We start from the raw sequence: 23,382 nt of genomic DNA, 5'->3' as shown, positions 1-23,382 counted from the left end.
AGACGGGGAGCCAGACGGGGAGCCAGACGGCGAGCGAGAAGGTGACGGGCACGGTGACCGAGGCGCGGGGTGAGGCGGCGGGCGGCGCGGCAGGGGTCTCCCTTCGCGTCCTGGTCACGGGCGCAGGCGGCATGCTCGCGCGCGACCTGGTGCCGGCACTGCGCACCGCCGGCCATGTCGTGACAGCGCTCGGCCGCGCCGACCTCGACGTGACAGACGCCGCAGAGTGCGTGGCCGGGGTCGCGGGCCACGACGTCGTCGTCAACACCGCCGCGTGGACCAAGGTCGACGAGGCAGAGACCCATGAGGCACAGGCGTTCTCGGTCAACGCCACCGGAGTGGCCAACCTCGCGGGAGCAGCGACCCGAGCCGGCGCCCGGCTGGTGCACATCTCGACCGACTATGTCTTCGACGGCACCGCCACTGCGCCGTATGCCGCCGACCAGCCGCTCGCCCCTGCCTCGGCGTACGGCCGCACCAAGGCTGCCGGCGAGTGGGCGGCACGAGCTCTCTGTGCCGACACCTGGCTCGTGCGCACCGCGTGGCTGTACGGCAGCGGCGGTCCGAACTTCGTCGAGACCATGCTGCGCCTCGCCGCCCAGCGCGAGACGGTCTCCGTCGTCGACGACCAGCGCGGTCAGCCCACCTCGACCGTCGAGCTCGCGTCCCTCGTCACGCGCCTGCTCGCGTCTGAGGCTCCACCTGGCATCTACCACGGCACGGCATCGGGCGAGACGAGCTGGCACGGGTTCGCACGCGCGGTCTTCGCAGGCGCCGGGCTCGACCCGGAGCGGGTGCTGCCCACGACGACGCACGCCTTCCCCCGGCCCGCTCACCGGCCGGCATACAGCGTGCTCTCCCACGACACACTGGTGGCGGCGGGGATCGAGCCGGTCGGCGACTGGCGCGCGGGCCTCACGGCATACCTGTCGGGGCGCTGAGGTCCAGACGCCGCGAACGGCGCGGCCACGCCGATCCGTGAAGTCCTGGGTGCGCGCGCACGGCTCCACTACGCTGCCGACCACGGGGCTTGCCCGCTTTGCCAGCAGCAGTCGTCCGTCTCGGAGGGGATCCCGATGTACACGCCCAGGTTGAGCAAGCGGCTCGCCGTAGAAGCGCTCGGCACGTTCTGGCTCGTCTTCATCGGCTGCGGCGCGGCCATCTTCGACGCCAAGTTCGTCGTGCGCTCGCTGTCCGACCCTGCACCGGTGCAGCTCGGCATCGGGCACCTCGGGGTCGCGATCGCCTTCGGGCTGGCGGTGACGACGATGGCGTATGCCGTCGGGCACGTCTCGGGGGCCCACTTCAACCCCGCTGTCACCATCGGCGTCGCGGTGGCCAGGCGGTTCGAGTGGCGCGAGGTGCTGCCCTACCTCGCGGCTCAGGTCGTCGGCGGACTCCTCGCCGGGGGTGCGCTGGCCGGGCTGCTGTCCTCGCAGGGCCTTGCCACCGCGGGAAACATGGCGGCCAACGGGTACGGCGTGCACTCACCGGGCGGGTTCGGCCTCGGCGCCGTGCTCGTCGTCGAGGCCCTCGTCACCGCGTTCTTCGTCTACATCATCCTCGGAGCGACCAAGGACGACGCTCCACAGGGCTTCGCCCCCCTTGCGATCGGCTTCGGTCTGCTGCTCGCCCACCTCGTCGCGATCCCGATCAGCAACGCCTCGATCAACCCGGCCCGCTCGACCGCGGTGGCGTTCTTCAACGGCGAGGGCGCGGTCGGGCAGCTCTGGGCCTTCTGGGTGGCGCCGATCGTCGGCGGCCTCATCGCCGGCGCGACCTACGCGTGGATCACCGGCGAGCGGCGCGACGACATGGACATCAGCGGGTCGACCGACTCGGTCGAGAACGCCGAGCTCGACGACCAGGGGCACCCGGTCCTGGACAGCTGACTCGCGCTGACTCGCGCTGACGTGCACCGACTCAAAGTGTCTCGTTCGTCGGACGATCCTCGTGAAGCCCTGAGCTACATGTGCCATAAATGAAGTTATGATCTTCATATGGCGACAGTGAAGGCTCAGGCTTCACCTGTTGACCCGGTCGCGTTGATCGGCGATCTCGTCGAGTCGCGCTCCCGGCCGGACCGGCAGGCTCTGCACGACGAGCTCGAGGCGGCCCTGCAGCGGGCCCAGGCCACCGTGCCGGCCCTGGACCCGCCCGTGGTGACGGTCGGCGACGAGTTCCAGGGCGTCTACCGGACGCTGGGCGACGCCCTTACCGCGAGCTTCCACATCAGGGCCCTGCTCCACCCCGGTGCAGACGTCCGCTTCGGGCTGGGCCGCGGCGCCGTGACAACCCTCGACCCGGTCCGCGGCATCCACGACGGGCCCGCCTACTGGGCGGCCCGCGACGCGGTGGTCACCGCGGAGGAGCGCGCCCTGCGGGCACAGACGCGCACGTCACGGACGGCATACGTCTCGGCGGTCGACCCGCCGGGCATGTCCGACGCGGTGCAAGCCGCACTCGACTGTCTGGACTACCTGGTTGGCTCGTTGACGACCACCTCACGCACCATCCTCGGAGGACTCATGCAGGGCCACAGCCAGCACGACATCGCCGCCCGCGAAGGGGTCAGCCCGTCGGCGGTGTCGCAGCGGGTGCGACGGGATGGCATCGGGGTCGCCCTCGATGCCATGGCCACGCTCGGCAGGCTGCCGTGACCTGGCTGTCCATCGTGCTCGTCGGCCTTGGTGTCGGCGACCTGGTGCGCGCCTCGTCCTGGCCGCCGGGGCGAGTCGTCGCCCACGTGGCCACGCCCGTCACGATGGCCCTGGTCGCAGTTCTCGCCGGGGTCGTGGGCTGGGCTGACGCGCTCGCGCTCGTCCTCGCTGCGGGCGGCTGCGCACTGTGGCTCGAGCTGTCGAGGGACACCCAGCTCACGGGCCGGCGCGCACTCGCGCCCCTCGCCACGTTCGGAGTCGTCGTGGCCGGGCTCATCGCGTTCTCCGGGGCGGCGACACCGCCGGGCGGTCCGCTCGCGACCTGGCTCGCGTGGGCTGACCTGCCTGCGCCCACCACACCGCCCACGACACCGTCCGCCGCGCGCGTCCTGCTGCTCGCCGGACTCGTCATGTTCAACCTCGCGACCGCCAACGTCATCGTCCGTCTCGTCCTGCTCGCGATCGGCGCCCTGCGACCCGAGGCGCTCACGGCCGCCCAGCGCACGCCCTCCTCCCCGCCGACCCAGCCGGCGGACCGGCTCAAGGGCGGTCGGCTCCTCGGGCCGATGGAGCGGCTCGTCATCCTCGGCCTCGGGGTCGCCGGTGAGCTCGGCGCCGCGGGACTCGTCATCGCGGCCAAGGGGCTGCTTCGCTTCCCCGAGATCCAGGCCGCCGCGCGGGGGTCGGGGCCGAATGCCGCAGGGACAGCGAGCTTCCCGGGCGGACCGGTCGGCATCGACGACGTCACTGAGTACTTCCTCGTCGGCAGCTTCGTCAGCTGGCTGGTCGCCCTGGCCTCGCTCGGCCTGGTGTGACCAAGCGCTCATCCCCCGGCCCCGTGGGCATCCGGGAGCGTGCTGGGGCACTGATAGCGTCGGAGCGTCCAGCACCACACCGATGTGAAGGGCCATCCTCGTGAGCACAACCCCCGTCAAGGTCGCCGTCACCGGCGCCGCCGGCCAGATCGGCTACAGCCTCCTGTTCCGCATCGCGAGCGGCGCGCTGCTCGGGCCCGACACGCCGGTCGAGCTGCGCCTCCTGGAGATCACCCCCGCGCTCAAGTCGCTCGAGGGCGTCGTCATGGAGCTCGACGACTGCGCGTTCCCGACCCTCGCCAAGGTCGAGATCGGCGACGACGCCACGAAGGTCTTCGACGGCGTCAACCACGCTCTGCTCGTCGGTGCCCGCCCGCGCGGACCGGGCATGGAGCGCGGTGACCTGCTCGAAGCCAACGGCGGCATCTTCGCCCCGCAGGGCAAGGCCCTCAACGAGGTCGCGGCCGACGACATCCACGTCACGGTGACGGGCAACCCCGCCAACACCAACGCCCTCATCGCGATGTCCAACGCCCCCGACATCCCCACCGAGCGGTTCTCGGCACTGACCCGCCTCGACCACAACCGCGCGATCAGCCAGCTCGCGGCGAAGCTCGGCGTGCCCGTCACCGACATCCGCAAGATGACGATCTGGGGCAACCACTCCGCCACCCAGTACCCCGACCTGTTCCACGCCGAGGTCGCCGGCAAGAACGCCGCCGACGCCGTCGGCGACCAGGACTGGCTCGCCAACACGTTCATCCCGACCGTCGCCAAGCGCGGCGCCGCGATCATCGAGGCCCGTGGCGCATCCTCCGCTGCCTCCGCCGCCTCGGCGACGATCGACCACGCCCGCACGTGGGTCGAGGGCACCGCGGAGGGTGACTGGGTCTCGATGGCCGTCCGCTCGGATGGTTCGTATGGCGTGCAGGAGGGCCTCATCTCCTCGTTCCCCGTGACCGTCAGCGGCGGCCGGTGGAGCATCGTCCAGGGCCTCGACATCGACGAGTTCTCCCGGGGAAAGATCGACGCCTCGGTGCAGGAGCTCGCCGAGGAGCGTGACGCCGTCAAGGCCCTCGGCCTGATCTGACCCGCGGCCTTCATCTGACCCGCGGCCTTCATCTGACCCGCCGCTTCACCCCGCAACACACCGAGCAGTCGCAAGATTCGACGGTAATAACCGTCAGGGTTTGCGACTACTCGGTGTGTTGCCGTTGGACCGGGGCCGGGCGTCAGCGGCCTGCGGGGCGGCGTCAGCGGCGCCAGCCGAGCCGGGCGGCGCGTGCCTTGAGCGCCTCGGTGAGGCTGAGGGTGCTCCCCTGCGGGCGGACGTGCGTGCCGCGCAGCCGCCAGTACTTCGCCTCGGCCCACTTGGTCACCTCGCCGGGGTGCCGCCACCACAGACGCAGCAGCCGGACGCGGTGAACTACCTTCTCCCGCAAGAGAGTCGGTGGGGACACATCGCGGCGGTAGACCAGCTCGAGATCGAACCGCTCGTTGACGACCCGCGGGGAGATGCGCGAGCCGACAGTCATGTTGAGCAGGTTGGTCCCATGGATCACCTGAACCCACATCGGCGGGGCGCTCACCTCGCGCAGGGGTCCCGACTGGCGGGCGCGGGCATGCCGCGCGGAGTAGACGGTCCGCGGCGTGGCTCTCGGGTGCCGTCGCTCGATGAGCGTGAGGAACGGGCTGGAGAGCTGGTCGTAGAGGTAGGTCGAGCCGGTGCGGTCGATCTGGACGCCGCGCGGGAAGTCGACGAACAGCCCGTCGGTCGGCGTGAACTCGCGCTGTACCGCGGCCATGAAGTCGCGGGCGATGGCGTCGTCGCTGTCGAGCCGCGTCGTCAGCAGCCACGGCGCGGGCCGGTCGCCCGAGCCGAGGTCCGGGTCGTCCGGCGCGGCGGCTGCGATCGCCTGGCCGAAGACCGACGCCGACCACGGTTGGTGCGTCCACACAGGCGTGAAGGTGTCGACCGCGAGCGCCTCGATGTCCTCACGGAAGTCGTCGGGACACCGGTCGTCGAAGAGCACGAGCCACGTGAAGTCGGCGCCCTGCTGGGCCCGGACGGACGACCAGCAGGCGTCGACGAAGAACCCGAGCCGATACCGGAGCCACTCCGGCTGAGCAGGCACCGATGTCAGCACGGCACTGAAGCGCGTGAGCAGGACATGGTCGAACTGGCCGGGCGCTCCCGGTGTCGGTAGAGCCACTGACGCTGCGCGCGACTCAGCTGCGGAGGCCACCTCGGGCACCGACGACGGCGACCCGGCATACAGCCGTTCGGAAGACGAGGGCTCGGAAGACGAGGGCTCGGACGACGCGGCGGGCTGGGTCATCGGCTCAGCCGGTGCTGACGTGGCTGGTTGTGCGGCTCGGGACGTCCGCGTTGACGTTGACGGTCGCCGAGGCGATGAGGACCCCGATGCCGAGAGCCAGCAGGATGATGACGTCGAGGCTGCGCGAGCGCACGTTGAGGCCGCCTGCCTTGCGGGAGGGCCGCGCGATGAGCCGGATGACCGCGCCGACGCCGAAGGCCGCCGCCATGATCCGCCCGCCCCATCGCACATCCGCGAAGGCCATGACGAAGACCCCGACCGCGGCGACGCCCGCGACGAGGTACCACCAGCCGAGGACGACGAAGCCGCTACCCCGCCACTGCATCGAGGACGCTCAGGCGTCGATGGCGGCCAGGGCCTCGGCCGCTTCGACGATGTTCGTGAGGAGCAGGGCACGCGTCATCGGACCGACGCCACCGGGGTTGGGGCTGACCCAGCCCGCGACCTCGGCGACGTCGAGGGCGACGTCACCGGCGATCTTGCCGTCGACGCGGCTCACGCCGACGTCGAGCACAGCGGCGCCGGGCTTGACCATGTCCTTGGTGACGATGTTGTGGCGGCCGGCGGCCGCGATGACGATGTCAGCCTGGCGCACCTCGGCGGCGAGGTCCTTCGTGCCCGTGTGGCAGAGCGTGACGGTGGCGTTCTCGGACTTGCGGGTGAGGATGAGCCCGAGCGGTCGACCCACCGTGAGACCACGGCCGATGACGACGACCTTCGCTCCGGCGATCGGGACCTCGTAGCGCCGCAGGAGCTCGATGCAGCCCATCGGGGTGCACGGCAGGGGCGCGTGCTTGCCGAGCACGAGCCAGCCGAGGTTCATCGGATGCAGCCCGTCCACATCCTTCTCCGGCGACACCCGGGAGAGCAGGGCCATCTCGTCGAGGCCCGTCGGCTGCTGCACGAGGAAGCCGGTGCAGGTGGGGTCGGCGTTGAGCTCGTCGATGACCGCCTCTACCTCTGCCTGGGTGGCTGTGGCGGGCAGGTCGCGGCGGATGCTGGTGATCCCGATCTCGGCGCAGTCGCGGTGCTTTGCGTTGACGTACCAGTGGCTGCCGGGGTCGTCGCCGACGAGCACGGTGCCGAGGCCCGGCACGATGCCCTGGGCGCGCAGCCGCGCCACGCGCTCGGTCAGCTCGACCTTGATCGCCTTGAGGGTGGCCTTGCCGTCGAGGATCTGTGCCGTCACGGGGAACATCCTGCCACGCAGGGGTATGCCGTCCCGACCCCGACTGAGGACGTCGCGACCGCCTCCGGCTTTGCTGCCTGGAACACCGGGTCTGAAGATCGCGGACCTGACTGCTACTACGGCTTCGCCGACATTTTATACGGCTTCAACGACACTAAGCGAGCCTTGGAGCGTCTCACCGGATGAGGGCAGCGGTGCCGACTGGCGCCGACGTCCTCGCCCGGCCGGTCATCGAGATCGGCGACAGGGGTCCATCACCCATTGGAGGGCATGTGAAGTGTTCAATGAAGCGGTCGGCATCGGTCCTGCTGGCGGCGTTCGTCGCATCCGGCGCCCTCGGGGTCGGATCGGCCCTAGCTGAGGGCAACTCAGGCACTGGTGCGAGCAAGACGGACGTGCCAGGGGTAACTGAGGTGGATATCCCGGTTGTCGACGACCCATCGGCGATGGATGCGCTGGGCAGGCTCAAGTACGAGTCCGACCGGCCGGGGACGGACGGCTGGGTCCCGAAGGGCCAGCGGAAGAACGAGCTGCGCAAGCCGGAAAGCATCAAGGCAGCCCTGGGCGCCAGCCCCCTCAGCCTCCCTCCGGACCCAGGCGGCTACCCGTCGTCGGCGTACGTGAAGGCCAACCAGCAGGGTCAGCAGAGGGACTACTGGTGCGGGCCGGCAACTCTCGTCGAGACCCTGGGGCAGCACCCCGGTGCGACGACCGGCTCGCAGTCCTGGGCGGCCAGCCAGCTCGGGACGACGACCAGCGGCACGACCAAGGACGCCATGAACCGAGAGCTGAACCAGTGGGCGGGCGGCTTCCTCTACGACCGCGTCGACCTGCCGTTCACCCCCTCCAGCACCGACGTCGCGAACTTCAGGAGTCACCTCAAGGAGGACATCAACAAGACCGCTGGCCTCGCGGGTGTCGCGATGGAGGTGCCCGGCGGGCTGCGCCTGACGGGTCACCCCAAGTTCTCCGACCGGACCATCTACCACTACTTCGACATCCGCGGATACAGCAACGACGGGTCCACGACGCACTACGAGGACTCGGCCACCACCGTGTGGTCGACCGTCCCGGCGTACTCATACCTGGGCACGTCCACGATCGTCACCATCATGGGTGGCCGCGGATACCACTGGTGACTGGCTGGATTCCATGACCGACGCACGCCTCGGGCGCCTGGCTGCCGCCATCATGGTCACGCTCGCGGTCGGTGCCTGCACGGGCACCGCTCGCCCACTCTCAGACCCCACCCACGCGACCCCATTCACGACGCACCAACCCATCGACCATCGAACCCCGAGCCCGCCTTCCACCGTCCCGACCATCGGCCCGGACGGTGAGCCGATCGCGGATGACAAGCCCGTCTGCCGCACGTCAATGCCTGCCGCATGGAAGGCGGCGAAGATCCCTGAACCGTGGATGGTCGTGACAATGTCCGCGTCTGGCTCCGCCCGCTGGGCCCGACCCGACCTAACCTGGGTGGCGGCCCGCGGGAAGCGCTCACATATTGCCTCCATGCCCGACGGCCTTGCCATGGCTTGGCCCGTCGGCCACGACGTCGCATACGAGAACTTGCGCTCCGATCAGAACTGGGGCGACTGGGAGCTGTTCCTCTGGGACTCCACGAAACGTAGGAGGCCGGTCAAGCTCGACGAGAGCGACGGCGAGGTCCCCAACGCGCCATTCCTGCTCGTCACCACCGACGATTCGCGCCTGGCCTGGCTGCACCCGCTCAAGGACGGGCGCCGCGAGGTCCGCCTGCACGACGCCACCACAGGCAAGACCCGGGTCGCCCATGTCGGCCACGAAGGGGCCCCGTTCTTCGCAGGGGATCTGCTCGTTTGGCCCGAGGCCTTCGCCCCAGACGCCCCGACGCAACTCGTCGCGGTGGACCGGACGACGCTGAAGCCGGCAGCCCTACCCAAGCCGCTGGCCGAGCTGCGAGACCCGCAGGAGATGTCGACCGACGGGCGCACCTACGCCTGGGCGACCAAGGACCGCACCCGGCTCATGGCCTGGCGTGCCGGATGGCCGGCCCCCCGGCTCATCCGCCACATAGGTGTGGGTGACCCAGTCACCTGGCCCAAGGTAAGCGGGGACACCGTCTCCTGGGTCGAGGACCGGACGTACACCGCCGACCTGCGCTCCGGATCGTATGCGCCCATGACCAAGCAGGCGGGTGGCGCCGAAGTGTGGGGCACATTCCTGCAGATCGGGCTCCCCAAGGGGGCCGGAGCGAGCTTCCATCTCGACACCTCGAAGCTCCCGCCCCTGCCGACCTGCAGCAAATGAGTGCCGGTCCTGCTCAGCGCTTGGCGAGCTGGTCGAGCGGGACGTTCGGGTCGGTGAGGCGGTCACGGTCGACGACGACCCGGTTGCGCACGAGTTCCTGGACAGCGTCGATCGTGTCCCAGATGTTGACGTGCATGCCCGCGAGCACCCGGACGCCTGCTCCGTCCGGGACGACCCAGAAGGCCATGAACTCGTCGCTCGACGGGTCACCCCGCAGCACGACTTCCGCGCCTGCGTCCCGAGGGACGTGGCCGGCATACTCCAGTCCCGCGTCGTACTGGTCGGAGAAGAAGAACGGGATCGGGTCGTACGTTACGTCCTGCCCCGCCATCGACCGCCCCGCGGCCAGCCCGCCGTCGAGCGCGTTGGCCCAGTGCTCGACGCGGACGTTGGTGTCGAGCGTGGTGCTGCGCCAGTTCGCGACATCGCCTGCCGCCCAGACTCCGTCGGCCGACGTGCGCAGGGCGCTGTCCGTCAGGATCCCGTTGTCGACAGTGATGCCCGCGTCCACGGCGAGCGACGTGTTGGGGGTGATGCCGACGCCGACGACCACCGCGTCCGCCGGGATCGTGTCGCCGGACCTCGTGACCACGCCGGTGACGGACCCGTCACCCTCGATCCGCTCGACACCCTCACCGAAGCGGAACTCGACACCGTGACGACGGTGGAAGTCCGCGAACCACTCGCCGACCTGCTGGCCCATCACCGCGAACAGCGGCGCCCGCTGCGGCTCGATGACGACGACGCGCGCGCCGGCCTGGCTCGCGGCTGATGCCACCTCGAGGCCGATCCACCCGGCTCCGATGATGACGATCCGGGAGTCCTTCGTGAGCCGCTTCTGCAAGGTCTGCGACTCCTCCATCCCGCGGAGGTAGAGGACGCCCTCGAGGTCCGCGCCCGGCACGTCCAGCCGTCGAGCCGTCGAACCCGTCGCCAGCAGCAGCCGGTCGTAGCCGACGACCTGGCCGTCGGCGAGGGTGACCGTGTGGGCTTCCGGGTCGATGCCTGCTGCGGGGTTGCCGAGCAACAGCCGTACGTCGTTGTCGGCGTACCACTGAGCGTCATGCGTGAACGCGGAGTCGTACGGGTCGTCCCCCTTGAGCGCGCCCTTGCTCAACGGGGGCAGCTCGTAGGGCAGCCGATCCTCCTTGGTGACCAGAACGATCGAGCCGCTGGGGTCGCTCTCGCGAATCCCCTCCACTGCCTTGGCGGCAGCGAGCCCGCCCCCGACGATGACGTATGCCGCCCGGTCTCCTGTGCTGCTCGCCTCCGTAGTCATGGGCCACACTCTCACACGGCCGGTGTTCCCCGTCGAGAGGCGCCTCGGTGGGTACCCTCCCTTTGTCGGCAGTGTCGCCAGGTGATGCCAGACTCGGGTCGTGCTGGACGAGCAGACGTTCGCTGAGGCGGTCGACGAGCTGACGTCGCGCGACGCGGACCTGGCCCGTCTCATCGCCGACCACGGCCGGCCGGCCCTGTGGTCGCGGCCTGCCGGCTTCCCAAGTCTCGTCCTGCTCATCCTCGAACAGCAGGTCAGCCTCGCGTCAGCGGCTGCGGCATACACCCGTGTCCTCGCGCGCATCGGCACGATGGAGCCCGACCGGCTGCTCACCACCACCCCCGAGCAGCTGCGAATCGACGGTGTCTCGCGACAGAAGGACCGATACCTGCGGGCGCTCGCGACCGCTGTGACGAGCGGTGACCTCGCCCTTGACTCCCTCGACCATGTCACCGACAGCGAAGCTCGGCGTGACCTGCTTGCTCTGCCTGGCATCGGACCGTGGACCGCCGACGTGTACCTGCTGGCGTGCCTCGGACGGCCCGATCTGTGGCCGGTGGGTGACCGTGCGCTTCAGGTCGCGACCGCCGAGGCCCTGGGTCTGGGCACAGTCCCCGATCGCACGCAGCTGGAGGTCCTCGGCGACCGGTGGCGGCCGTTGCGGTCCACCGCTGCCCGGCTGCTGTGGCACGGGTACCTGGCCCGCCGTGGTCGTGCCGAGACCCCGTCCGCCCTGCTCGGCTCCTGAGCCAGTCGCCGGCCCCGACCTGCCCCACCCCGTCGAGTGGGCGCTCCGTCCCACCCGCCCGTCACTCCCGTCGCAGGAGCCCCGTCGAAGCATGGCCCGTCCACCCAGTCGAGTGAGCGCCCCGTCACTCCAGACACATGGGTCACGTGGGTCACAGACGGGACACGTGACCGGTGGGGCGGAGCGCCCACTCGACGGGGGGTCTTGGGGCGGGTGGGGCGGGGCGCCCACTCGACCGGGAGTCGTGGGGCGGGCGGGGCGGGGCGCCCACTCGACCGGGGGTCTTGGGGCAGGTGGGACGGAGCGCCCACTCGACGGGGGGTCTTGAGGCGGGTGGGGCGGGGGGTCAGGAGGTCCAGGCACGCCAGAGGGCGGCATACTCCCCATCGCGCTCGACGAGCTCCTGGTGACTGCCGAGCTCGGCCACGCGACCGTCGATGACGACGGCGATGCGATCGGCGTCGTGCGCCGTGTGCAGCCGGTGCGCGATCGCGACCACGGTGCGGCCCGTGAGCAGGGCGTTCATCGAACCCTCGAGGTGGCGCGCGGTGCGGGGGTCGATGAGCGAGGTCGCCTCGTCGAGCACGATCGTGTGCGGGTCGGCCAGGATGAGCCGCGCCAGAGCGACCTGCTGCGCGCGTCCCGGAGTCAGGGCCTGGTGGCCCGATCCGAGCTTCGTGTCGATGCCCTCCGGGAGGCGCTCGACCCAGTCGATCGCGTCGACGGCACGCAGGGCCTGCCACACCTCGTCGTCCGTCGACCCCTCGCGCGCGAGCACGACGTTGTCACGCACCGAGCCGATGAACACGTGGTGCTCCTGCGTGACGAGGGCGACCTCGGTGCGCAGCACGTCGAGCGGCAGGCTCGTCAGCTCGACGCCGCCGACCTGGACCGTGCCGGTGCGCGGCCCGTGGATGCCGGCGAGCAGCCGGCCGAGCGTCGACTTGCCGGAGCCGCTCGGGCCCACGATCGCCAGCCGTTCGCCGGTGCGCAGGTCGAGGTCGATGCCGTGCAGGACGTCGTGGTCTGCGCGGTACGCGTAGCGCAGGTCCCGGCCGACGAGCTCGGCACCAGCAGGTCGTCCCGCGCCGGCCTCCCGGTCGGCCGGCACCGTGGCGATGCCGAGCAGGCGGGTCGTCGACGCGATTCCGACCTGCACGCGGTCGACGGTGTGGACGAGCATGTCGAACGGACCCCACAGCGCCTCCGTGTAGAGGATGGCCGTCGTGATCTGCCCGAGCGTTGCCCAGCCCTGGGCGTAGCCGATGGCGCCGACGAGCAGCACGAGCACGCGCGGCAGGCTGAACGCGACGTCCATGACGGCGAACAGCAGGTTGCGCAAGGTCATGGTGTAGCGCTCGGCCTGGCCGGACACCTCGATGTCGTCGTCGCCGCGCTCCAGGCGGTGACCGGTGAGCCCGAGCGCCTCCACGGTGCGAGCGCCCTCGACCGTCTCGGTCAGCGTCGTGTTGATGCGGGAGTACGTGCCGCCCTCGGTGAGGTATCCCTTCGGCGCGCGCGTCAGGTAGCGACGGATCTGGATGAGCGACAGCGACATCAGCACGATCGACGGGATCGAGAGCCAGAGCGAGTTGCTGACCATCGCAACGAGCGTCAGCACGACGGTGATGGCCGCGAAGATCGACTCCGGCAGCGCCCAGCGGACCGACTCGCTCATCGTCCCGACGTCACGGGTCACGCGGGTGACGAGGTCGCCGGAGCTCGCACTCTCGACGCGGGACAGCGGCAGGCGCAGGATCGCCCGCACGACGTACTCGCGTGCCTCGGCGAGAACGCCCTGCCCCAGCAGGGTCGAGCACAGCTTGGCGACGAACACGACGAGTGACTGGATCAGGACGAGACCGGCCACGACGATCGCCGCGGCGTTGGCCCCGGCGAGGGCAGCGTCGACCTTGCCCGCCTGCACGTCGTTGACCGTGCTGTCCACGAGGTTGCCGAGCAGCCGCGGGACCAGGAGGCCGGCGGTCGCCGCAAGCGCGTTGGCGAGGACGACCGCAGCGACCAGGCCTTTGCGGCCGGCGAGCATGCCGCCGACGAAGCGCACGACGAGCCGGCTGTTGGCGATGGGCAGGCCCTTGCGGGCGTTCATCGTGTCCGCGACGAACTCCTGCGCGCGCCGCTCGCGAAGCAGGTGGCGACGGTGCAGCGCGGCGACCCGCTCCGCCACGGAGGCAGAGCGAGGCGGCCGAAGCTCGTCGGGGACGGCTGGCGCGTGCGCGCCTGCCTGCCAGCTGCGCTCGGACTCGACTGCGAGATCGGGAGGCAGCGGCGACAGGGTGTTGTCGACCTGGGTCATCGCACCTCCTCCGTCTCGCGGCGCGCGAGAACTGACGCGTCGTCGTCGCCGCGCACGACGACCGATCGGTATGCCGCTGACCCGGCGAGCAGGTCGGCGTGACGTCCGACTTCGGTGGCCTTGCCGGCCTCGAGCAGGATCACCTCGTCGGCGTGGTGGAGCAGCAGCGGCGAGGCGGTCATGACCACCGTGGTGCGCCCGGAGCGATGGTCTCCGATCCGTTCGGCGATGCGCGCCTCCGTGTGCGCGTCCACGGCCGATGTGGGCTCGACCAAGACGAGCACCTCTGGGTCCGCGGCGAGGGCGCGGGTCAGGACGAGCCGCTGCCGCTGGCCACCCGAGAGGCCACGGCCACGCTCCTCGAGCTCGCCCTGCCAGCCTCCGGGCAGAGCGTCGAAGACATCCTCGGCGGCGGCCGTGTGCAGAGCCTGTTCGGCCTCCTCGCGGGTGAGCCGCCCGAGGGGGTCGACATTGTCACGCAGGGTGCCGGCGAAGACCTGAGGCGAGGTGTCGCTCACGAGCACCCGCTTGCGGACCTCGTCGAGCTCGAACCGCTGCAGGTCGATGCCGCCGACGGTGACGCCCCAGGGCTCCCGGGCGCGCGCCTCATCACGCCTGGCCTGGACCTCCCGGGCCTGGGCCCGAGCGGACCGCTCACGACGTGCGGCCCGGCCCTTGAGCTCCTCCGGGATCTCGTCGCTGACGAGCGTCCCCTCCTCGCTCGGCAGGTAACGACCCAGCCGGTCGGCGAGCGCCGCCGAGTCGTCCGGCACAGCGGACACGATCATCGTCAGGCGGCCCGGACGGATCGTCACGCCCGAGGCGTCGTCGACGATGGCGGTGTCGCTGGGCCACGACGCGGCCTCGTCGGGGTGGACCCACGGGGGCCGTTGTCCGAGGACGGCGATCGCCTTGCGCGCGGACACGACGGATCGGGTCCACTTCTGCGCGAACTCGACGAAGGTTCTCATCGGCTGGATGAGGAACAGTCCGTAGCCGAGGAAGCTGACGAGCTGTCCGACGGTGAGGCGGTCCAGGGCGACCTCACGCGTGCCGACCCACATGAGCGCAACGACGAAACCGCCCGACAGCAGGACGCCGACCGACTCGACTGCGGCGAGCCAGCGTCCGGCGGCGACGCCGGACTGCCGGACCCGCTGGGACTGGGTGGCATAGTTCCCGCCGAAGGTCTCCTCGCCGCCGATGCCGCGCAGGATGCGCAGGCCGGCGACGATGTCGGTCGCCATCGACGTGAGCTCGGAGTTGCGGGAGCGCTCGACTCCCTGCCAGCGCTGCATGGGACGCAGCAGCGGCATACCGAGCACGACGAGCAGCGGCGCGGACAGGAGGACCAGCAGCCCCATCCGCACGGAGGTCGTCAGCACGATGCCCGCCACGACGAGGTAGGCGACCAGCTGCGAGAACGCGCGCGTGCTGACCTCCATGAGCGCACCGAACTGGTCGCCGTCGCTGCCGGAGACCGACAGCACCTCGCCCGTCGGTGTCCGCCGCGTCAGCACGTGTCCGAGCTGGAGGGCCTTGCGGGTGACGAGCTTCGTCGTGCCGTAGAGGGCGATGAGCCACTCGCGGACGATGATCGTGTGGTAGACGATGCCGCTGAAGGCTCCGACGACGGTGATGGCGGCGAGGGCAAGGATCCACCGCATCGTGGCTGCGCTGTCGCCGGCGACGATGCCGGTGTCGATGGCACGGCCGACCATCCACGGCCCGAGTGTCTGCGGGACCATCCAGATCAAGGCCACGACGAGCCCGGCGACGAAGAGCGTGCCGTTCTGGCGGACCATCCAGAACAGGAAGGTCCGCGGGTTCCTCGTGTCGGGCGCGGTGGCGTCGCGTCGGAGGTAGGCGTCGGTGGGTGGCGGAAAGTCTCGCATGGCCCATCCACCCTAAGGTGCGGCACCGACAGCGCCCCAACGATTTTCGGCGTGCACGAGCCCCGCCGGGGGCTGCCATGGCGAGTGCGACCGCACCGCTTCAGGCGAGCGACACCGGTCCCCCGGTGCCGGTGCTGGTGTGCACCGAAGCGCCGATCGAGGCGAGATTGGGACCGGGCCGGATGACTCCTGGCCGGGGTCGAGTGAGCGTCAGGCGGTCAGGCGGGCACAAGACCCGCCAAGGTGGCCAGAGCCTGGGTGAAGCACTCCTGCGGCGGCGTGACGAGCCCGGCCCCGACCTGCCCGGTGCCGGCCACCTTTCCGGCCATACCGGTGTTGATCTGAGGCAGGATGCCCGTGCGCGCAACGGCGGCGACGTCGATCCCGGTCGGGGTGCCGCGGAACTCGAGGATCGGGACCTGGTAGGCCGTGTGCTCGCCGACCGTGATCTCGTACATCGTCTGGGTCGCCCGGAGCGCGAACGGCACATCCCCGCCGACGAACCGCACGATCGCCGGCGCAGCCGCCATCGCGAACCCGCCGATGCCGCCCGTCTCGGTGATGGCCGAGTCGCCGATGTCGGGGTTGGCGTCCTCGGGACCGTACGAGCCGAGGAAGAGCCCCTCGGGTGTGTTCGCCGGGCCGGTGAACCACTCGTCGCCCGTGCCTGACACGCGGATGCCGAAGTCGGTCCCGTTGCGAGCCATGGTCGTGACCACGCTGGATCCCGGGATCCCGTGTGCCGCAAGAGTGCTCAGCTTGCAGGCCGGCATACCGAGGTTGAGGAAGAAGTGCTCGTTGGCACCCGAGAACCGCACCGCCTCGGCGATGTCGGTGGACGAGGCGTCCGCGGTGATCATCGTCGGCAGGAGCTCACGCAGGAGCATGAGCGAGCCGGCGCGGTTGCGGTTGTGGCCCTCGTCGCCCATCTGGAGCATCTGGGCGATGATCGCCTTGATGTCGATGGCGCCCGAGCGGTCGACGCGCGCCCGAACCGCCTGCTGGAGGATCGGGCCGAGGACGCTGTTCATCCATCGGAGCCGGTCGATGACCTCCGGCCCGTAGGCGCCGTAGCGCAGCACCTTTCCGAGGCCCTCGTTGAGCGAGCACCACGAGGTGTTGTCGTGCACCTCGTCCCGCAGCTCGTAGACCCACATCGACGGGCTGATGACACCCGCCATCGGCCCGACCGCGTCGCGGTGGTGGCACGGCTCGAGGGTGATCCCGTCCCCGCGCTCGAGGCGCGCCTGCGCCTCCTCCGGGGTGTCCGCGAGGCCTTCGAACAGCATCGCCCCGATGAGCGCCCCACGCAGCGGCCCGGAAGCCCGGTCGAACGTGATCGGCGGCCCAGCGTGGAGGAACGTGCCGCTCTCGAGCCCGAGAGCGGCAGCGGCCGGCCGGACATCGACCAGGTCGGCCCCCGCCGCCAGCATCCGCCGAAGCGCCTCCGCGTTCGCCGCGTCGCGGCGCTCGTCTCCGAGCACCCGCGCGAGAGCCGCGGACGTGCCGGGCATCGGCGGCTGCCAGGCGGCCTCCGTGACTGGGACCGCCTGCGCGCGAAGGGATTCCGCGAACAGCGACACCCCGGCGCTCGCCACGGTCGGCTCCGTGACGAGAAGGTCATGAAGGGAGTCACCCGCGGGTGACGCCGTCCCGTCGTATGCCGTTTCGTATGCCGTTTCGTGTGCCGTGTCGTATGCCGTCCCGTCGGCCACGCTCGCGGGTTGCGTGTCGGATGCCTCAGGTGGGGTGTGACCGAGGAGCTCCAGGGCATGCCGGGTCGCCTCGGCGTTCGACAGCATGACGGTCGCACCGGCCCCCATGAGCAGACCCGCCGACCGCTCCAGTCCCTGCGGGTCGGCCGTGGTCCCGGTGACGGACACGACGACCGGCAGGTTGCGCCCGGCACTCTGGGCGGTCTCGCGCGCGGCCCGGATCGCGTCGGCCAGCTCGGGAGCGGGGTCCGGATGGGCACCGTGTCCGAGGACGAGGTCCAGAAGCAGCACGCCGCACGTGGGGTCCGCAGCCTCGCGGCCGATCCGCTCGATGCGCAGCGTCGGGTCGATCATCGGATGAGCCCGGCCCCGGGTCATGGAGTCGTCTCCGAAGTCGATGACGACATGGCCCTGGTCGAGCAGGTCGTGACCGAGCGCAAGATCAGGCCGCAACGGGGTGTTGGACCTGATGTCGCCGAGCACTCCTGCCGCGATGAGCATCGCCTCGTCGGCGAGGGTGCCCCCGCAGAAGAGCCCCCGCAACGCCCGCCCCGGGGCGGCCAGGGCCTCGTCGGACGAGGCGCCCCGCCACTGCGGCCAAGCCTGGGCACGACCGACGACGCCCTCCACCGCAGCCGTCAGGTCCGCACGACCCGGCCCGAGTGTCGCCCAGCTGACCGGCTTGCCGAGCGCGGCGGCATACGACTCGATGTCTGAAAGCACTTCCGCCGCAGGCGGTTTCGAGACAACAACGATGCGCTCTGTAGCGGGGTCCGCAGCAAGCGCGGCGAGCGCCTGCCGGGTCGACCTGCCTCCGACCGCGGAGGACAGGTCCCGGCCGCCGACGCCGAGGCAGTGGCTGATGCCCACGCCTGCGGCGTCGAGCAGACACATCACCTGCTGGGCCCCCGTGCCGGACGCGGCCACCAGGCCGACCGGTCCCGGGCGCACGACGTTCGCGAAGCCCAGGGCGGCACCCGCGACGACAGCCGTTCCGCAGTCGGGACCCATGACGAGGACCCCGGCCCGACTCGCGGCGTCCTTGAGCCGGACCTCGTCCGCGGTGGGCACGTTGTCGGAGAAGACCATGACCGACACGCCCGCGCGGACAGCGTCGAACGCCTCGGTCGCCGCGAACTCCCCTGGCACCGACACGAGCGCAACGTTGGCGCCGGATGCCCTGAGCGCACCCCCGAGCGTATGGGCCGGGGGTGCGTCGCCCAGCCCACCGGTCTGCGCGGCCGCGGTGCGCATCGAGGCCAGCGCCTCGTCGAGCGCCGCCCGACCGTTGGCCACGCCGTCGTCACTCCCCCGGATCGCGATGAGCAGGTCGTTCGGTCCGGCGTCGGCCGGCACGGCGAAGCCCATCGCGGCGATCAGCTCGAGATTGAGCTCGGTCGCCATCGCGACCTGCGCCGCCTCGACGCCTGCGGCCATGGCGACCGCGCGGGACACCTGCATCAGGCTCACGGAGTCGAAGTACGCGCCGGTCCTGCGCTCGAGGTGGTCAGCCACGTCGGGCTCCTTTGTGGGTCGGGTCGAGGGACTCGTCGAGCGCACGGAGGGCCCCCGCGACACCGGACACGAGGTCGCTGCCCGACGAGTGGCCGATCGCGAGTACCCGGTCGAGCACCGCGGCCGGCTCGGGTGACAGGGCGTTCGCCGGGTTTGCAGGCTCGGAAGCCGGTTCGTGCGCGTCAGGCCGGTCGGTCGACCCGTCGGCGACGGCGAGGGTGACCAGGCGCACGACGTCCGGGACGGCATACCCAGTGGCGGCCGCGACGAGAAGGGCAGCGGAGAGGCTCGTCGTCGACCGGACGCACGCCACCACCGAGGTGCGCAGTGCGGCAAGCGCGCGACTCGCCCGCTCGTCGTCGACCGCGGCCAGAGTCAGCAGGACACCGCACAGGACGTCGTCCCCGCTGGGCGTCAGCCCGCGACCGGCGCCGACCAGGCCCCGCACCCGCTGGTCCACCGGACGCCCAGCGAGCGCGTTCGAGGCCAGCTCGTGGGCGAGCTCGGCAAGCATCGCGTGGCCGGTGAGCTCGCCGTCGCCACGTGCGGCGAGCAGCGTGCCGAGTCCGCCCCGGGATGCCGCCCACGGAGCGGGCCGGACGCGCTCAGGCCGCCTGATCCGGGCAGCGACGATGTCGAGACGGGGCAGGTGCACGCGACCCGCGCCGACCACCACGTCGTGGCCCGGCTCGACTCCCCAGGAGACCTGCTCGGACCTGGCGGTCAGGTGCAGCCCGATGGGGAGCGCCACTGCGTCGGCCGCGAGCACGGCGAGGACACGGTCGTGGGCGCCGAGGTCGAGGTAGAGACACGCCGGGAAGGCGCCCAGCACCCGGCACCGGCGCGCCCGGCCCGAGACCGCGGCGGCGACGAGCGGCGATACCGAGGCCGGCAGCAGCGTGACGTCGAGCCCGTCACCCATGCCGCACCTCCTCGCCCCGCGGACTGCGCCGCGGTCTGGACGGCCCGTGTCGCGACGCTACCGAGGCTGGGTAGGGTGCGCTCATGGTGAGAGTTGCCAACGATCCGGCCCTGACGGACCGTGAGTTGCCAACCGATCGGGCGGAAGCGCCCGAGCCGGCGTATGCCGCGAGCTCCCCCGAGCGAGACGCCTCAGGGATCTCGCTGCGCCTCATCGCCGGGCTCGCGGCCACTGCCCACGGGTCCGTCCAGGCCTCCTCGCCGCGGCTCGACGTCAGCGTCGACGGGACGCTGCCCCTTCATGTCGCCCTGCGGGACGCCCAAGCCGGCGCCAGCCTGCGCCACCGGCTCGTCCTCGCCGACGCGGCCGCCCTCGCGGACCACGCCGGAGACCCCGGCACCGCCGTCGATGCGCTCGAGAAGGCGGGTGCGGCAGGCATCGTCGTGTCGGGCGTCGAGCCCGATGTCGGCACCGGGCGCGCCGGTCGGCTGCGCCAGGCGGCCCTGGACTCCGGCCTCCCGCTCATCGACATTGCCCTGGACCGAATCGGCACCTTCACGACCGAGGTCCTCAGCGCGATCCTCGACCACCAGACGGCCACCCTGCGGCGTCTCGAGGACGCGGACCGGGCGCTCGTGCAGATCGTGCTGGCGGGCGGGTCGCTCGACGACCTGTGCGAGCAGGTCGTCGGCTTCCTCGACGGTGCCGCGATGGTGACCACGACGGACGGCAGGGTCATCGCCCGCGCCGGGTCCGCCACCGAGCTGGCCCACGCCGAGTCGCGCGACTGTTTCGACCGGACCGGGAGGCTGCTCACGGAGGCCGAGCCGATCGGGCCTCGCCCGGACGGCCCCGGCGCGCACCGCGCTGCGGTCCGCATCGTCGCAGGCCACCTCGACCACGGCGTGCTGATGGCGTTCTGCAGCCACCGCCGCCTGACCGTCGACGACGTGCGCCTGCTGGAGCGGGCCGCAACGGTGGCCGCCCTCGCGATCACCAAGGACCAGGCCGTGTCTGCGGTCGAGAGCAAGTACCGCGCCGAGTTCCTGCGCGACGCTCTCGCCGGACGCGCCGGCACGCCCGCCGACGCCGTCGCCCACGCCGCCTCCCTCGGGTGGGACATCGACCGCACGATGGTCGTGGTGGTCGCGGAGACCGACGAGGACGACGACCGGTCGACGCGGGATGCGGAGGAGGTCCGGTTCCTCCAGCAGAGGTTCGCGCGGGCCTGGACCCATGCGGTGGCCGTGCGCGACCCGCGCACCCCGGTGGTGGGCTTCAGTCGTGAGGTCGTCGCTCTGGTGGGGGTCCCGCGCGACGCGGACACCGACCGCGTCATGCGCACCGTCGGTGAGCTGGTCCGTGTCGTGCGTGGCGACGGGGGCGGTGGCCGGCGCAGCTTCTCCGCGGGGGTCTCGCGGCCGATCACCTCGGTCGACCACCTCCCGCAGGCCTACGAGGAGGCGCTCTCGGCCGTGTCCGTCGGTCGCCAGATGCACGGTGACGGCGCCCTGACGCACGTCGACGGCTTGGGGATCTACCGGCTGCTCGCCCTCGTGCCAGACAGCGCCGACCTGCGCCGTTTCGTGCACGAGTCCCTCGGCGAGCTGGCGACCGACGACTCACCCGAGAACGCGGGGCTACGCCAGACCTTGTCGATCCTGCTCGACACGAACCTCAATGTCGCCGAGACGGCCCGCCTCCTCTTCTTCCACTACAACACGCTGCGGTACCGGATCGGCAAGCTCGAGAAGATGCTCGGCCCGTTCACGACCGACCCCGACCTGCGCCTGACGCTCGCGCTCGCCCTCAAGGTCCACCAGATGCGCGGCATCTGACCGCCTCCCCCGGGCCCCGTGGGGCTCGTCGGCGTGACCACTCGACATGGGGTGGCTGCCAGGGAACCGGGCTGGTCGGCATACGTCATGAACTGCCAGCGGGAGGCCCTCGGCGTGTATCAACGTTTGACGAACGCTGTCCCCGGCCGCGGGAGTAGTTTTCGCCCATCCCGGAGTGGGATGTGATCCACGTCATGCCGCGCCGAAGGGGTGTGGCAACCATAGGAGTCGGAATGGCTTTGGGCTTGGGCTGGAAACTTCACGGGGACGGCAGGACCATGGGCCCCGACGACGTCGTCGCACCCGACGAACGACTGTCGTGGGGCAAGACCGTCGGGCTCGGTGCTCAGCACGTCGTGGCGATGTTCGGGGCGACCTTCGTCTTCCCGCTCGTCATGGGCCTCAACCCGCAGCTCGCGATCCTGATGAGCGGTGTCGCGACGATCTGCTTCCTGCTCATCGTCAACGGAAAGGTGCCGAGCTACCTCGGCACGTCGGCCAGCTTTGTCGGCGGCGTTGCGGCAATCCGGGCCCAAGGTGGCGACTCGGCCGAGGTCACCGGCGCGATCCTCGTCGCCGGCCTCGTCCTGCTGCTCGTCGGCGTCCTGATCCACTTCCTCGGGTCGGCGGTGCTGCACAAGGTGCTGCCACCGGTGGTCACTGGTGCCGTCGTCATGCTGATCGGCTTCAACCTCGCACCGGTCGTCGCCAGCATCTACTTCCCGCAGGACCAGTGGGTGGCCCTGCTCGTCATGGTCTTCACGATCGTGTGCGCGGTCGCCTTCAAGGGCTTCGCCTCGCGCATCGCGGTCTTCCTGGCCCTGATCTTCGGGTTCGTCATCTCGTGGCTGTTCGACAAGATCTTCGGCCAGATCACGTCGTTCGACGCGGGCGCCGGCAAGGTCACGACGCACTTCCGCGTCAACTTCGACCAGCTCTCGTCGGCCTCGTGGTTCGGCTTCCCGCCCTCGACGGGGACGCTCGGCGCCGACGGCAAGCCGCTGGTCGGCATCCATGCGCCGTCCTTCTCGGTCGCGGCCATCCTGCTCGTCCTGCCGGCGGTCATCGCCCTCGTCGCGGAGAACACCGGCCACGTCAAGGCCGTCGCCGAGATGACCGGCAAGGACCTCGACCCGTACATGGGCCGCGCGATCGCCGCGGACGGCTTCGGCACCGCCCTCGCCTCCTCGGTCGGCGGCTCCCCGACGACGACGTACGCCGAGAACATCGGGGTCATGGCGGCCACCAGGGTCTACTCGACCGCCGCGTACTACGTGGCGGCGATCGTGGCGATCCTCTTCGGCCTGTCGCCGAAGTTCGGCGCGCTCGTCTCGTCGGTCCCGGGCGGCGTCCTCGGCGGCATCACCGTCGTCCTCTACGGCATGATCGGCCTGCTCGGCGCCAAGATCTGGAAGGAGAACGGCGTCGACTTCGGCAACCCGATCAACCTCGTGCCGATCGCAGCGGGCATCATCATGGGCATCGGCAACGTCAGCCTCCAGATCACCGACAACTTCACCCTCGGCGGCATCGCGCTCGGCACGATCGTGGCCATCGCCGGGTGGCACCTGGCCAGGGTGATCGCGCCGGCGGAGCTCCGGGAGAAAGCCGAGGCCGCAGGCGGCACGATGATCTCCCTCGGAGGACGCGAGGGCGACTACGGCGACGCCGACGGGGTCGACGACCTCTACCAGGGTGGTGACCAGCGGTCGGGGTCGCCCCGCTGACCCGCATCGGTCTTGCGCGGTGGGCCCCCGATGTCGCATCGGGGGCCCACCGGCTTGCCCGGGCGTGCACGGGCTTGACGGACGTGCTCGGGCGTGCTCGGCCGTGGCCGGGCGTGACGGACTCGGCGTCG

The 23,382-nt window shown here is 71.0% G+C and carries 18 protein-coding genes; 10 read left to right on the top strand and 8 right to left on the bottom strand.

The window, feature by feature from the left end:
- Positions 1–53 precede the first annotated feature (53 nt).
- From rfbD to ACWEOW_RS24110, 5 genes are all read left to right on the top strand, one after another.
- On the top strand, positions 54–941 hold the full coding sequence (gene rfbD, locus ACWEOW_RS24130) for a dTDP-4-dehydrorhamnose reductase (RefSeq protein ID WP_452271810.1): 888 nt from the start codon (positions 54–56) through the stop codon (positions 939–941).
- 135 nt (positions 942–1,076) lie between these two features.
- Entirely contained in the window at positions 1,077–1,892 is an 816-nt protein-coding gene (gene aqpZ / locus ACWEOW_RS24125; protein WP_452271796.1) for an aquaporin Z, read from the top strand.
- Positions 1,893–2,000: 108 nt separating this feature from the next.
- A complete protein-coding gene (locus ACWEOW_RS24120; RefSeq protein WP_452271795.1) occupies positions 2,001–2,660 on the top strand; it encodes a SatD family protein in 660 nt (219 codons plus the stop codon).
- Positions 2,657–3,475 (top strand): hypothetical protein, encoded by an 819-nt coding sequence (locus tag ACWEOW_RS24115; RefSeq protein WP_452271794.1) that lies wholly within the window; start codon positions 2,657–2,659, stop codon positions 3,473–3,475. Before ACWEOW_RS24120 ends, ACWEOW_RS24115 begins: the two co-directional genes overlap by 4 nt.
- Before the next feature lie 100 nt (positions 3,476–3,575).
- Positions 3,576–4,565: a malate dehydrogenase gene (locus ACWEOW_RS24110; protein WP_452271793.1), complete on the top strand. Its 990-nt coding sequence runs from the start codon at positions 3,576–3,578 to the stop codon at positions 4,563–4,565.
- A gap of 163 nt (positions 4,566–4,728) precedes the next feature.
- Here the strand turns inward: ACWEOW_RS24110 and ACWEOW_RS24105 are convergent, their stop codons facing one another.
- Genes ACWEOW_RS24105 through ACWEOW_RS24095 form a run of 3 tightly spaced genes read right to left on the bottom strand, consistent with a single transcriptional unit; the run spans position 4,729 to position 7,003 of the window.
- A complete protein-coding gene (locus ACWEOW_RS24105) occupies positions 4,729–5,814 on the bottom strand; it encodes a glycosyltransferase (protein ID WP_452271792.1) in 1,086 nt (361 codons plus the stop codon).
- Positions 5,815–5,818: 4 nt separating this feature from the next.
- A complete protein-coding gene (locus ACWEOW_RS24100) occupies positions 5,819–6,139 on the bottom strand; it encodes a DUF3017 domain-containing protein (protein WP_452271791.1) in 321 nt (106 codons plus the stop codon).
- 9 nt (positions 6,140–6,148) lie between these two features.
- Positions 6,149–7,003, bottom strand: a complete 855-nt coding sequence (locus ACWEOW_RS24095; RefSeq protein ID WP_452271790.1) for a bifunctional methylenetetrahydrofolate dehydrogenase/methenyltetrahydrofolate cyclohydrolase — start codon at positions 7,001–7,003, stop codon at positions 6,149–6,151.
- 284 nt (positions 7,004–7,287) lie between these two features.
- Between ACWEOW_RS24095 and ACWEOW_RS24090 the strand changes: the two genes are divergently transcribed.
- Both ACWEOW_RS24090 and ACWEOW_RS24085 read left to right on the top strand, forming a co-directional pair.
- Positions 7,288–8,142, top strand: a complete 855-nt coding sequence (locus ACWEOW_RS24090; RefSeq protein WP_452271789.1) for a hypothetical protein — start codon at positions 7,288–7,290, stop codon at positions 8,140–8,142.
- Positions 8,143–8,518: 376 nt separating this feature from the next.
- Complete coding sequence (locus ACWEOW_RS24085) at positions 8,519–9,295, top strand: hypothetical protein (protein WP_452271788.1); 777 nt, start codon at positions 8,519–8,521, stop codon at positions 9,293–9,295.
- Positions 9,296–9,308: 13 nt separating this feature from the next.
- Here the strand turns inward: ACWEOW_RS24085 and ACWEOW_RS24080 are convergent, their stop codons facing one another.
- Positions 9,309–10,574 (bottom strand): NAD(P)/FAD-dependent oxidoreductase, encoded by a 1,266-nt coding sequence (locus ACWEOW_RS24080; RefSeq protein ID WP_452271787.1) that lies wholly within the window; start codon positions 10,572–10,574, stop codon positions 9,309–9,311.
- Between the two features lie 100 nt (positions 10,575–10,674).
- Between ACWEOW_RS24080 and ACWEOW_RS24075 the strand changes: the two genes are divergently transcribed.
- Positions 10,675–11,322: a DNA-3-methyladenine glycosylase family protein gene (locus ACWEOW_RS24075; protein WP_452271786.1), complete on the top strand. Its 648-nt coding sequence runs from the start codon at positions 10,675–10,677 to the stop codon at positions 11,320–11,322.
- A gap of 346 nt (positions 11,323–11,668) precedes the next feature.
- On the opposite strand, the gene ACWEOW_RS24070 is transcribed toward ACWEOW_RS24075, so the two are convergent.
- The 4 genes from ACWEOW_RS24070 to ACWEOW_RS24055 all read right to left on the bottom strand — a co-directional run bounded on the left by ACWEOW_RS24070 (position 11,669) and on the right by ACWEOW_RS24055 (position 19,686).
- Positions 11,669–13,639, bottom strand: a complete 1,971-nt coding sequence (locus ACWEOW_RS24070) for an ABC transporter ATP-binding protein (RefSeq protein ID WP_452271785.1) — start codon at positions 13,637–13,639, stop codon at positions 11,669–11,671.
- Entirely contained in the window at positions 13,636–15,534 is a 1,899-nt protein-coding gene (locus ACWEOW_RS24065) for an ABC transporter transmembrane domain-containing protein (RefSeq protein ID WP_452271784.1), read from the bottom strand. Before ACWEOW_RS24065 ends, ACWEOW_RS24070 begins: the two co-directional genes overlap by 4 nt.
- 218 nt (positions 15,535–15,752) lie before the next feature.
- A complete protein-coding gene (locus ACWEOW_RS24060) occupies positions 15,753–18,764 on the bottom strand; it encodes an oxamate carbamoyltransferase subunit AllG family protein (RefSeq protein WP_452271783.1) in 3,012 nt (1,003 codons plus the stop codon).
- Complete coding sequence (locus tag ACWEOW_RS24055) at positions 18,757–19,686, bottom strand: oxamate carbamoyltransferase subunit AllH family protein (RefSeq protein WP_452271782.1); 930 nt, start codon at positions 19,684–19,686, stop codon at positions 18,757–18,759. The genes ACWEOW_RS24060 and ACWEOW_RS24055 overlap by 8 nt, the downstream gene beginning before the upstream one ends.
- Before the next feature lie 125 nt (positions 19,687–19,811).
- Between ACWEOW_RS24055 and ACWEOW_RS24050 the strand changes: the two genes are divergently transcribed.
- Together ACWEOW_RS24050 and ACWEOW_RS24045 are read left to right on the top strand one after the other, a co-directional pair.
- Positions 19,812–21,524, top strand: coding sequence for a helix-turn-helix domain-containing protein (locus ACWEOW_RS24050; RefSeq protein WP_452271781.1), 1,713 nt, complete (start codon positions 19,812–19,814; stop codon positions 21,522–21,524).
- A gap of 278 nt (positions 21,525–21,802) precedes the next feature.
- Entirely contained in the window at positions 21,803–23,251 is a 1,449-nt protein-coding gene (locus ACWEOW_RS24045) for a uracil-xanthine permease family protein (RefSeq protein ID WP_452271780.1), read from the top strand.
- Positions 23,252–23,382: the final 131 nt, after the last annotated feature.

The sequence above is a fragment of the Monashia sp. NPDC004114 genome, assembly GCF_053603855.1.
Note: the sequence above shows the minus strand (reverse complement) of the source record. Positions and strands in the feature narration are given on the sequence as shown.